Below are 11,523 nucleotides of genomic sequence, written 5' to 3' on the forward strand. Positions count from 1 at the left end.
ATTACTTGCTATCCTTAACTTGACGATACAAGAAAGTATTTCCAAGTCCCAAAGCAATTGTGAGAACAACAATTACCATTACTGACTGAACAACTCCATTTTGCTGATTAATGAATAATTTCACTGCCCCTTCAAGATATGTCAATGGAGAAAGAGCTGTTAAAATAGGAGCCGAATTCACATAATATTCATCAAACAATTGAGTTGCTGAAATGATATAAAGCAGTAGTAGACTTATACTTATCAAAAATCCAAGACTTTTTAGTTTATCCATAAGGATATTCAGACCATATGTCATCATTAGACTTACCAAGACAAGAAGTACTACAAACCAACTCAACTGACTTACAGAGAAAGCAAGTTTAACTCCAGAAACAATCGCAATGATAGAACCTGCTGCTACTGAAATCACACTTAGGAAGAACATTGGTCCAGAAGAATTTCTCCATGACAAACGATCCTTCAAACTGATTAATCTTTGCAATTCTTCTTTATCTGCATGTTGGAAAAGATAAGCAACAACCAAGCTAACAAGATAGCTGACTAAGATAATAAGAAGTCCTGATCTTTCGTCTTGACGATTAGTCTGTGACGGTGAATTGGTCGCAGCTGATACGACATTCCCAATTTTCGAAGCATCAACAGGATTCGACAAATATTCATAGACAGCTTCATTTTTGGTGTTACCCGTTCTAGTATTGCTCAAAACAGTAGAAAAGTTTTTAAGGAATTCTTCGTTTGAACCATATTCATTAGACATGATATTTTTCAACTCAGAGACGCGTTCAGTTAATGATTTTCCATCTTTTTCCAATGTATTAACATCATTTGTCAACTGAGTCATAGTAGCTTCAATCGTCTCAGAAACAGCTTGGTTTGCTTGTGTATTGTTCATCAAGGTTGTACTAGCTGACATCAGTTTAATTAGGTCACTGTTCATATCCATACTAACTGTAACCATATCAGTATTGTCTACTTTTTCTGTTTCAACAAAACTAGGCTTATCTGTAATTGTTTTATCCACTAATTTGGTTTGTTCAATTAACTGACTTAACTGAGTCATTAAATCTTTGGTTGTTTCTCTCAGCTGATCAATATTAGTTGTCAATTTCTCAGCATTCGCCAATCGAGACTGAATATCCGTCAATTTTTTATCCGAAATCTTCAAATCTGATTTTAAAGCTTCTACTGTGGTCGCTTTGATTAGATTGGTCACAATAGTCTTGAGGTCATCATTATTTGCTAAGGCAGCAAGAGAACCTTCTGCCGGAACAAACGTAGTGTCTGTGTACGTATTTTTAGATAAATCTAAGCCGTAATACGCAGTAACTAGTCCTGATAACTGTAGATACGCCTCAACATCTTTATAAACCGCTTGAGTTAGCTTGGTAGGATTGTACTCCCAGTTAGAAATAATGTCTTGCATCTCATAATGACGATTCAAAACTTTCTTTTCTGTTTGATTTGTCTTTGTAATCGTGATGGTCTTCGTAATTGTGATAATTTCTGTTGGTTTCTGCCCATCAGACGTAGAGGAACTTGACGTTACAGAAGTAGCTGGACTAACAGGCGCAGAATGAACTGTCTCATTCTCTATTTTATCTTTTTCATAAGGGGCATCTTCCTTTATAACTTTTACATCTTCTGTCGTATCTAATTGATACTTAACAAAGACAGGCGACAAGACACTGAGATCATTTTCATTCTTGATCCCTAGTGTGTATGAAATAGTCATACCTGGAGATGCTTCACTAGGGATGAATACCTGATAGCTATCTCCTCCAAGATTAGAAAATCCATAGTTTGATTCTTTAAGATAATAACCATTTGGTACTGTTAAGGTTAATTTTGAAATTTTTCCTTCAAACGAAGGCAATGTTAGCTCACGTTTTGTTGTGCTCTTAGATTTAATATCATTCTTTAACTGAGAAAACTCTTCATTTTCAAGTGTTGTAGCTTGCAAAGTTGGCAAATCTTTCCCTGCCTTCTTACTATACCACCGTATAAAACTACTAATATTTTTCAAATGTTGTTTATCAGTATTTGACAAAGAAAGATTATCTATAGCTGCATCATCGTAGTATACACTTGGCCATTTACTAGTCATTTGATTTTGCATACTAGTATTTAACGACTGGATATAACTTCCAAGAGTTTTATTAGCTCCATCTACCGCTGAGGAGTTTTTAGCCAAGGAAGACTCTACTGCTTCTCTAATCTTTGAATCATAATTTGATAAGGTATCATCAATTTCCTTGTTATTCTTCTTCAAGTTTTCGAGAAGTTTTGCGATATCTTGATTATAGGAAGAAGCCGTATCAGTAGTTTCTTTCCAAATAGCTGGCTCTGATAAATTATTATTATTAAATTGAGTGTTTATAGCAGCTAATTGATCTAATTGTTCCTTAACTGATAATTTAGAAAAGTCTTTATCATAGTTGGATAAAGCCTGTTCTCTAGTATTCAAGGAATGATCCCACTTTTCTTGTTGTCCCTTTATTTTTTCTATTGTTCCCTCATATGTCTTATCAACAGAAATAATGGATTTAAAGGCATCATTTGTATTTAACAGGGTTTTGTTAAATGATGAATACGATGATAACAGATTATTCGGTGATGAGCCTAAGCCATTAAATTGTTGACTATATTGAGCAAGAGGATCTACTAACTTATTATTAAAGGACGTTAGTGACTCATGTTCGTTTGTAACCACATCAGCAACTTGGCCTTGTGCTGTTTTCAAATTCCCAATAATACTAGTGAAATAAATATTAATCAAGTCCTTATTAAAAAGCTCTTTGAAAGCTACTACTGCTTGTTCAGCCTGTTTAACAGTCAGTTGATCACTTGATTGAATTTGATATTGAAACTTCGCCTGAACAGGTGAAGTTGATTCGATCGCTAAAGCTTCTTCTGAAAATTTACTTGGCAAGATTATCATCAACTGATAAGTCTCATTTTTTAGACCGTTTTCAGCGATTGACCGAGAAACAACTTCTACTTTGTAATTATTTTTAGCTATGAACGAGTTTACTAAAGTATTCGCAATGTTAATCGGTTGTCCATTATATACCTTACCTGTATCTTCATTAACAACAGCCACTTTAATAGGGGCTTGTTGCACCGAGGAATCTGAGTTCGTTCGGCTGATAGGTGTTGGTTTTACAACTGCAAAGAAGGATACTATCATTGTAACTAATAACAGTGCTATCCCTAAGCTAAATAAAACTTTCTTGTTCACATGATCTCCTTAAATAAATGTAGTAAAAAAGTTGAGGAGAAATCCTCAACTTTATCCTTAACTATTTTGAATGCCAAAGTTCTTAGATAAAGCTTGGTCATTTTGTTTCATTGCTTCAGCAGTCTTATCAAGTTGTGTATTGATTTGTTGCATCAAATCCGCAAAATTTACAACCTTCGGTTTCAATTCAAGGAATTGTCTCTCGAAACCTTGGAAGGCAGCACCTTCCCACTCTGTACGAAGAGTGTCTTGTAGGCGTTGAAGATTGTTCAAGATGACTCTGATATCATTAGCAGCTTTTCCATATTCACGCGCACGTGATTGAAGGGTTTCTGTGGATACACGAATTTGGTCTGACATATTCTTACTCCTATGTTCTTTTTTTTATCTTATTTTAACATTATTCAAATGCTAACGCAAGTATTACATCAAATAATTTAAAAAAATAATATTTTAGCAATAATTAGTTTGATGATATAAAGTATCAAAAAATCAACATCCTACTCAATACGTATGAAACGAAAATCATACTAATCAATGCAGAAGTCTATTCCTTCCATTTATTTTTCAGATAGTAAGCTCTGGACTTTCTCAGAAATCTTGACCAGATCCTCCACCCGTTTGGCAAACCCAGTCGAAACTGTTCCAGTACTATTATCTCCTGCTTGAGGACCTCAGCCATGCTGTGGATGTCCGTGTAACAAAAAGAAAAGGAGGTTACATGTTCGACAAAAACTGGGTAGAAACCCAGTTTTCTTAATTTTCTTGCACTAGAAAGTCATATGGAAAGTACTCCAGGTCTTTCAAACGCTCGTCATAAATTCCTTTAATCTTGCAGGTTGCGGCGGTGTCAAAACTCCAGTAGCCTACATAAGTATCTTTGGTATAGTTGTTATACCATGGAGCATCTGAGTGGCTATAGTACCAGAAGCCCTGCGCCTTAGCTACACTCTCATAAGTGTCTTCAATCATATTTTGATACTCTAAAATCGAATGGAAAGGAACTATCTTATCATGAAATAGATAAACCATGTAGTATTCAATCAAGCCATCTGTGTGGTCCATCTGCTCATAAATAGCCTTCAAATCATCCAGAAATTCTTCCTTACGATCACTATAAAGAACTCCTAATGAAAAGACATCAACCGCACGATAAAAGGAAACTCCCTCGGAGGCGACTTCTTTTAAATTGGAGAGGATCCCTTGATAATAAGGAAAGAGTTCCTGAACATCCTTCCCTAGAGAGTAGCCAACTCTTAATAAATCTTCATAATTAATCACCATGAATCTAAAATGATGCTCGTAATACTCTGGATTTATATCAGGAAATTGTTCCACCTTCCGTTGTAATGATCCCGTGTACCATTCAAATGCTTCTTGGAAATATTCTTCTGTTTTGATTCTATCTCTTAACATGTATTAACTCCAATTTTCAACCTACTCTCCCTGCACCAACAAGTCATATGGAAAGTACTCTAGGTCTTTCAAGCGCTCGTCATAAATTCCTTTAATCTTGCAGGTTGCGGCAGTGTCAAAACTCCAATAGCCTTTATAGGTATCTTTGGTGTGGTTATTATACCACGGAGCATCTGAGTTGCTATAGTACCAGAAACCTTGTGCCTTGGCTACACTCTCATAAGTGTCCTCAATCATATTTTGATATTCTAAAATCGAATGGAAAGGAACCACTTTATCATGGAATAAATAAACCATGTAGTATTCAATCAAGCCATCTGTGTGGTCCATCTGCTCATAGATAGCCTTCAAATCATCCAGAAACTCTTCCTTGCGTTCACTATAGAGAACCCCCAAGGCAAATACATCAACTGCACGATAAAAGGGGACTCCCTCTGAAGCGACCTCTTTTAATGTAGAAAGAATGCCTTGGTAATAAGGAAAGAGATCCTGTACATCCTTACCTAGAGAATAACCAACCTTTAATAAATTTTCATAATTAATAACTCTAAATCGAAAATGATCGGAAAGGCTGTCTGGTTTAACCTTATCAAAACGTTACAGTTTCTTGCGCAAACTTTCAGAATACCATTCAAATGCTTCTTGGAAATATGCTTCTGTTTGAATTTTATCTCTTAACATGTATTAACTCCTTTTCTAGGGACGAATAATATTCGCCTTCTTATCGAGATTATTTATCATAATATCGCCATTCTTCTTAACCTTCACTAACTGATAGCCAACTAGGTTATCATCCATAGCTTCACGAATCAATATACTATGCTTATTACCGACTGCCTTTTCTAGACGCCCTCCCATTATCCACTCATGGCTCATCTGTTTGACTTTTGGATTCTTCAAGTAACTTAAGCGAGCACTACCATACTATGCTTCTGCGATGATATAGGGTGGGTGCCCATTGGGATTGTGGTAGATACCGTCAATTCCATGGTGGGTGACTCCGTCTATATCAGTCACCATATCTAGACTAATTCGTTCGTAACCCAGCTGACGATAGATCTCGTCCGTAGTCATCTCACCGTAGTTCCCTTTGCGCATATTACTGATCAGCTCAATAGTGCCGTCATCAACCTCCGATATAATCCCTCTTTGCTTGAGGATTTCAATCTTGCTGTGGATGTTCGTGTTAAAGACGACATCTCCTTCTTTCATCGCCTTCATCCACTCTTCCTTGGTTGTATAGAAAGCATTACGCGCTCGGAGTCTATCCAGTCGAGTGTTTTCTACATGTTTCGCTTTAGAAGCCAGATTATCCAAGCTCTTTCCTAGACCTGTATCTCCCAATTTCACGGTTGTTTTCTCAAGTGTAGAGAACCCTTGTATATTGGCAAAACCAACAGGCGCTACCTGCCTCGTTCGGATAGTCGGCACTTCCAAGGTAAACTGCTTGGCTCGCTCCAGTCCTTCTTGGGCAGCCTTGCTTAGATTTAGGAGACCTTCATCCACTGTATTCTGTAAGTGACGGGCGAGTTGTTTTCGATAGGTCGGCAAGGAGTGATAAATATTATCCCCCAGCCCCTTGGTCTTCTTCAAGAGCCCTTTAAAGGTATCGAAATTCTTAGCGCCTTGTTCGACGCCTTCCTTCACCGCTGTTTTGATACTAGTCTTAACAGCGGTGAGTCCTGCAGTCTTTCCTGTCTTGGCCAAGCCACTGAGATATTTACCTGCTGGGATCAAGTCAAGCAGGGCAAAGAAGCCCCTCGTAGCTCTCTCGTTCCCATCCAGCTCGCGGCCAGTACCCCAGTCCTTGCCAGAAGCGGCAGAGTACATTTCCGCTGCTGCTACGACCGTGGATAGAACCGCACCGGCAGGAGGGCAGAAGACATACAAGACAACTGTAGCCGCGGTCAGAGTCAAATCTCGCCACATCTCTGTAGTGGACTTTTCATCATCAATCGATACATACTCGAAAGCTCGGGTTTGGTGCATAGCTTGGACATATTCTGTCTCCGTCAGCCTATGTTCCTTATATTCCTTACTCTTCTTGAACTCTTCATAGCTTTTCTTCAGTGACGCCTTATAAGGGCTATCAACCTTGTAGAGCTCGTCAATCCCTATCTCAGGTGGGGTGACTTCCTTGGTACCGACAGGATGGCCATAAGGATCTTTCACAGACTCGATCCGCTTATATCCTATCTTGTTAGTCGTTTTATACTTTTGAATGTTAAGGGCTTCAAGTTTGGCTCCTACCTTGTCCATAGCCTCATAGAAGGGGCGGTCGATTTTCTTATTGATGTAGGTGTTCACATTCTCGGCATACCGCTCCAAAGTAGAGAGTTTTGCTTGCAGAGTTTGGGCAGTGCTGGTTTCATCGTGATAGGTATAGGAAACGACACCGTCCGTATCCTTTTCCTTGATGAGTTTCTGAACCTTCTCAGAAATCTTGACCAGTTCCTCCACCCGTTTGGCAAATCCGGTCGAAGCTGTGCCTGTACCCCAGTCCTTTGTGAAAAGGCACTTAACTGAATATTAAGTGCCAATATCAAAAATATTATAGCTGATTTTCTTTTACTTCCTCAAACCATTTTTCAAACTCTAGACGTGGAAGCAATTCTTCATCCTTGTCATAACGTCCTTCATAGCTATAACGACTGTCAAGACTATTTTTCTGAGCATCATAAATCAACCACATTTCAGTTGGATGTTCACGATTATATTCTTGGCAAACATCAATCAATTTTTGTATATCTTCAGCTCCATATCTCAATAGAGCGAATGCCATATTATCTGAATCATCTACTTTTTTTGCCACAACTTCATTAACTTTATCCATTTCAATTACAATACCATTAATCTTATAAAAAACTTTATATGATTGCAATGCTTCCTCCGAAATGCAATAAATATATACTTTTTCTGCTTGATTGTGGACATATTCCATAGCTAGTGAAACCATGTCAATCTGGATTTCCATAAATTTATCTTCAAATTGTGTCATATTATTCTCCCTTTATTTGTTTATATTTGGAATTATTCTCTTATATTTTTTTCCATCAATCTTATAATTAACTTCAAAGCTAGTCGGTCTCATTGAAGAGCCTTCGTAGTTAATCTTAATGTCTACTTCAACTTTCTTTGGTGGTTTGGATTTTAAAGCAGCTTCCCAATCACGTTCGATACGACGATATTCTTTTAGATTGACATCTTTAGCTTGTGAGATAACATTATCCAACTCGGGTGATCCACCAAATAAATCTCCGAATATATGCCCTGCATGGTCCCCAATTTCTTTATCCAGAGTCTTGGAGTTATGACGTAATCTACCTTCATGGAGTTTTAGTTGTAAATCTTCAGCATACGCCCGATCAATACGCCCCACCTCATCAGTACGGTAAAGATAGCGATGTTCTCCAGCCTCATATACAACATTAGGCTTGGGAACTTTTCCATCCATATGGCTTCCGTCTCTCAAGATCTCACTAGCATCTTCGAACCAATGTTTGGTATTCGAACCACCAAACCTACTGCCAGATTTCCCTCCTAGCTCCATCACATCATCTAGACTGCCATCTAGATTCTTTGCGAAAGCACTGAGATTATCTGCTAGATGTGTTAGCTTTCCTCCACGTTCTTCTGGCTTCCATAGGCTAGACGGGCATTCTCATCAAAAAGACCAGCCTCATAGCGCGCAACGGCTGATGGTCTGAGCTTACTGCCTAAGAATTTTCTTATAATACGTAAGAGACAGAGCAAGAACTCTGTCTCTTATATTCTTTAATATAGAGAATGATTACTTATCATCTGCATCAGAAACTTCATGAGCTTTTTTCAACAATTCTTCAAATTCTTTTTCGGAGAAATAGTGTCTCTTTCTATCTGTATCAATAAGAAGAAATTCTGGATTATCTCTTAAAAATTGTATGTTAGCATCTTCTTGACTAATTTTTGATTTCCAAAATCCGAAATTAGCATAATTAATTAATTCTTCACCATCATGTTCTCCTGCTAAATAGCTATCCACTGCTTCTTTAGGGATTTCTTTAACAACCTCTGGCATGGTGATATTGAAAGTTGGATACTTTAAAATATACTTACCATTGGCTTCATAAATTTCTAACATATCACCTTTTTTTGTTGGTATTTCTTTCATTATTGTTCACTCCACAATTCTTTAATGTTCAATTTATCTTTAGGAACTCTGTCAATCACAGATTCTGGAACACCACCCGGATAGGTCTTACCACCCGGACGCCATTGAACATTCCCGCTTGCTCCGCCCTCATTGCCACTTGGAATCCTCAGATTTTCAACTTCCTTAGGTTCGATCATAATTGGATTATTTCCAAGACTACCTTTATCAAGTCCCAAAAGTTTTTCAAGTACACGGGGATTACCATCAGCTTCCTTGACCATAGCTTCAGCTACATCTTTTGGAAAGACAAATGCACCATCCGGTCGACCAAAATAACCTTCTTTTTGAATCCAATAATCATTTTTAGCAAAAGCTGCCACCCCTTCGTCAAATAAGGCATTATGTTCTTTAATATAATTAGAACTCAAATATTCCTCAGGATCTGGTCGTTTAATTGTTTCACTTGGTTTAATATTGACTATCTTTTCTGATTGTCGTTCTGATAATCCTGAATCCGGAAAACTTTTCTGCAAATTATGCCACTCTGAGGAGAACCGGTTAGCTTCCACAACATCATCCACACTGCCATCTAGATTCTTTGCGAAAGCACTGAGATTATCTGCCTGATGTGTTAACTTACCTCCTTCAAATGGAATAGAGTCTGTCACTGGTTGCAGTTGTTCTAGGGAGTTCAAACTAAATCTCTGAGCCGCGTCACTTAGATTATCTGCTGAATTCGATAGAATCTTACTTGGTCGGAGATTGTCAAGCTGTTTGCCATAGGTTTTAATTTGGGAAAGGACATTATCCCCCAGCCCCTTGGTCTTCTTCAAGAGCCCTTTAAAAGTATCAAAATTCTTAGCGCCTTGTTCAATGCCTTCCTTCACTGCTGTTTTGATACTAGTCTTAACAGCGGTGAGCCCTGCAGTCTTTCCTGTCTTGGCCAAACCACTGAGGTATTTACCTGCTGGGATCAAGTCAAGCAGGGCAAAGGCTCCCCTCATAGCTCTCTCGTTCCCATCCAGCTCGCGCCCAGTACCCCAGTCCTTACCAGATGCGGCGGAATACATATCCGCTGCTGCTACGACCGTTGATAGAACCGCACCGGCAGGAGGGCAGAAGACATACAAGACAACTGTAGCCGCGGTCAGAGTCAAATCCCGCCACATCTCGGTAGTGGACTTTTCATCATCAATCGATACATACTCGAAAGATCGGGTTTGGTGCATAACTTGGACATATTCTGTCTCCGTCAGCCTGCTATCCTTATAGTCCTTACTCTTCTTATACTCCTCATAGCTTTTCTTCAGTGACGCCTTATAAGGACTATCAACCTTGTAGAGCTCGTCAATCCCTATCTCAGGTGGGGTGACTTCCTTGGTACCGACAGGATGGCCATAGGGATCTTTCACAGACTCGATGCGCTTATAGCCAATCTTGTTAGTCGTTTTATACTGTTGAATGTTAAGGGCTTCAAGTTTGGCTCCGACTTTGTCCATAGCCTCATAGAAGGGGCGGTCGATATTCTTCTTGATGTAGGTGTTCACATTCTCAGCATACCGCTCCAAGGTTGAGAGTTTGGCTTGCAGAGTTTGGGCAGTGCTGGTTTCATCGTGATAGGTATAGGAAACGACCCCGTCCGTATCCTTTTCCTTGATGAGTTTCTGAACCTTCTCAGAAATCTTGACCAGATCCTCCACCCGTTTGGCAAATCCGGTCGAAGCTGTGCCTGTACTATAGCTCCCTGCTTGAGCATTTGTGTAATTTCCATAGCCACTGCTAGAGACTGTGGCATTTTCAGTGAGGCCCGTTATGGCTTGTTTCATCGTCTTCCAGGTCGATGAATGAAGTTCTACATCTTTGGTCATTGATCACCTCGCGGAATGATTCCCAGAGTTTTTAAGTTTTGTACGAGAGCGGGATCAGCAACAAGACCATTTATAAAATCATCTCTAAGCTTGGTATCTTGTTCGATCATTTGATCCATCATGATTAAAATCTCACTATTAGCACGTCGGTATAGGTCTCCGACTTCATTGACTTTATTGAGCATATCAGCATAGTGGTCCATTGATTTCGAGGCTTCTCCACCCTCATAATATTTCGTTTCAGACAGGCTCTTTAATTTGGGAGCTAAGTTATTTTGAAATGAAATTTCGATGTTTGTGATGTAACGCATGATTGTATGCATTTCATCAGGATTCATGGTGATTTCGTTAGATCCACCAGCCACCGTGACAAAATCTAGACATTAATTCAATTCTTCAATAGAACTTCCGCTTTATCTGAATTTAGAAAGTCTTTCAATATATTCAAAGTCCGTTCGACTGATTCTTCATCACGTCCATACACTCTTCTTATACTCTTGTCATCAATAACCTTGGATAAAAAAGTGATTGAAAATCTCTGTTCATCAGTTCGAGTGAACCAAATGTTAAATAAGCCACCCTCTCCGGCTTCCAATTGCGTATTTTTACCGGTTGATGAAATACCTATTGTCATATGATAACCATTATACATGAACGGAAAATTAAAATTTTCATCATCTCCTTCATTAATCGTAATTGTATCAAGATCAATCGAAAAAATTTTCTCTAAAGCTTGTTTGACACTCTGATAACCCAAACTATCTCTTGTAGGCAAGTGACCTACGCTCATTTATAAGCCCTCCACATATTTCCGAAATTCTTAAACTTCTATTTAGTATTACTCCTAAATACATAATCTCATACAA

At 38.6% G+C, this 11,523-nt stretch carries 12 protein-coding genes; all 12 read right to left on the minus strand.

Going from position 1 to position 11,523, the window contains the following annotated elements; genetic code table 11:
- Nucleotide 1 precedes the first annotated feature (1 nt).
- Nucleotides 2-3,241, minus strand: coding sequence for a type VII secretion protein EsaA (gene esaA / locus B7723_RS01765; RefSeq protein ID WP_084848992.1), 3,240 nt, complete (start codon nucleotides 3,239-3,241; stop codon nucleotides 2-4).
- A gap of 57 nt (nucleotides 3,242-3,298) precedes the next feature.
- On the minus strand, nucleotides 3,299-3,601 hold the full coding sequence (locus B7723_RS01770; RefSeq protein WP_042769153.1) for a WXG100 family type VII secretion target: 303 nt from the start codon (nucleotides 3,599-3,601) through the stop codon (nucleotides 3,299-3,301).
- Between the two features lie 396 nt (nucleotides 3,602-3,997).
- Nucleotides 3,998-4,657, minus strand: a complete 660-nt coding sequence (locus B7723_RS01775) for a PoNe immunity protein domain-containing protein (RefSeq protein WP_084848993.1) — start codon at nucleotides 4,655-4,657, stop codon at nucleotides 3,998-4,000.
- A gap of 21 nt (nucleotides 4,658-4,678) precedes the next feature.
- The gene (locus B7723_RS01780) at nucleotides 4,679-5,200 is read right to left on the minus strand and encodes a PoNe immunity protein domain-containing protein (protein ID WP_239827354.1); all 522 of its coding nucleotides are present in this window, start codon (nucleotides 5,198-5,200) and stop codon (nucleotides 4,679-4,681) included.
- 153 nt (nucleotides 5,201-5,353) lie between these two features.
- Nucleotides 5,354-5,515 carry a hypothetical protein gene (locus B7723_RS10450; RefSeq protein ID WP_158084815.1) on the minus strand — a complete coding sequence of 54 codons (162 nt, stop codon included), beginning with the start codon at nucleotides 5,513-5,515 and terminating at the stop codon, nucleotides 5,354-5,356.
- 66 nt (nucleotides 5,516-5,581) lie between these two features.
- Nucleotides 5,582-7,117, minus strand: coding sequence for a type IV secretion protein Rhs (locus B7723_RS01785; RefSeq protein ID WP_239827351.1), 1,536 nt, complete (start codon nucleotides 7,115-7,117; stop codon nucleotides 5,582-5,584).
- A gap of 91 nt (nucleotides 7,118-7,208) precedes the next feature.
- Nucleotides 7,209-7,655, minus strand: a complete 447-nt coding sequence (locus tag B7723_RS01790; protein WP_084848994.1) for a hypothetical protein — start codon at nucleotides 7,653-7,655, stop codon at nucleotides 7,209-7,211.
- Between the two features lie 12 nt (nucleotides 7,656-7,667).
- Nucleotides 7,668-8,111 (minus strand): DNA/RNA non-specific endonuclease, encoded by a 444-nt coding sequence (locus tag B7723_RS01795; protein WP_084849041.1) that lies wholly within the window; start codon nucleotides 8,109-8,111, stop codon nucleotides 7,668-7,670.
- A gap of 336 nt (nucleotides 8,112-8,447) precedes the next feature.
- Nucleotides 8,448-8,807, minus strand: coding sequence for a hypothetical protein (locus B7723_RS01800; protein ID WP_061587811.1), 360 nt, complete (start codon nucleotides 8,805-8,807; stop codon nucleotides 8,448-8,450).
- Nucleotides 8,807-10,657 (minus strand): pre-toxin TG domain-containing protein, encoded by a 1,851-nt coding sequence (locus tag B7723_RS10615; RefSeq protein ID WP_239827352.1) that lies wholly within the window; start codon nucleotides 10,655-10,657, stop codon nucleotides 8,807-8,809. The genes B7723_RS01800 and B7723_RS10615 overlap by 1 nt, the downstream gene beginning before the upstream one ends.
- On the minus strand, nucleotides 10,654-10,995 hold the full coding sequence (locus B7723_RS01810; RefSeq protein ID WP_193432019.1) for a hypothetical protein: 342 nt from the start codon (nucleotides 10,993-10,995) through the stop codon (nucleotides 10,654-10,656). Before B7723_RS01810 ends, B7723_RS10615 begins: the two co-directional genes overlap by 4 nt.
- 50 nt (nucleotides 10,996-11,045) lie before the next feature.
- The gene (locus B7723_RS01815) at nucleotides 11,046-11,447 is read right to left on the minus strand and encodes a hypothetical protein (protein WP_084848995.1); all 402 of its coding nucleotides are present in this window, start codon (nucleotides 11,445-11,447) and stop codon (nucleotides 11,046-11,048) included.
- Nucleotides 11,448-11,523 lie beyond the last annotated feature (76 nt).

This window comes from Streptococcus oralis subsp. oralis (assembly GCF_002096435.1).
Lineage (GTDB): Bacteria > Bacillota > Bacilli > Lactobacillales > Streptococcaceae > Streptococcus > Streptococcus oralis_AA.

Coding starts and splice junctions, on each gene's coding strand:
- B7723_RS01770 (WP_042769153.1), bottom strand. CDS start 3,601: ATGTCAGACCAAATTCGTGTATCCACAGAAACCCTTCAATCACGTGCG.
- B7723_RS01775 (WP_084848993.1), bottom strand. CDS start 4,657: ATGTTAAGAGATAGAATCAAAACAGAAGAATATTTCCAAGAAGCATTT.
- B7723_RS10450 (WP_158084815.1), bottom strand. CDS start 5,515: ATGGGAGGGCGTCTAGAAAAGGCAGTCGGTAATAAGCATAGTATATTG.
- B7723_RS01790 (WP_084848994.1), bottom strand. CDS start 7,655: ATGACACAATTTGAAGATAAATTTATGGAAATCCAGATTGACATGGTT.
- B7723_RS01795 (WP_084849041.1), bottom strand. CDS start 8,111: ATGGATGGAAAAGTTCCCAAGCCTAATGTTGTATATGAGGCTGGAGAA.
- B7723_RS01800 (WP_061587811.1), bottom strand. CDS start 8,807: ATGAAAGAAATACCAACAAAAAAAGGTGATATGTTAGAAATTTATGAA.
- B7723_RS10615 (WP_239827352.1), bottom strand. CDS start 10,657: ATGACCAAAGATGTAGAACTTCATTCATCGACCTGGAAGACGATGAAA.
- B7723_RS01810 (WP_193432019.1), bottom strand. CDS start 10,995: ATGAATCCTGATGAAATGCATACAATCATGCGTTACATCACAAACATC.
- B7723_RS01815 (WP_084848995.1), bottom strand. CDS start 11,447: ATGAGCGTAGGTCACTTGCCTACAAGAGATAGTTTGGGTTATCAGAGT.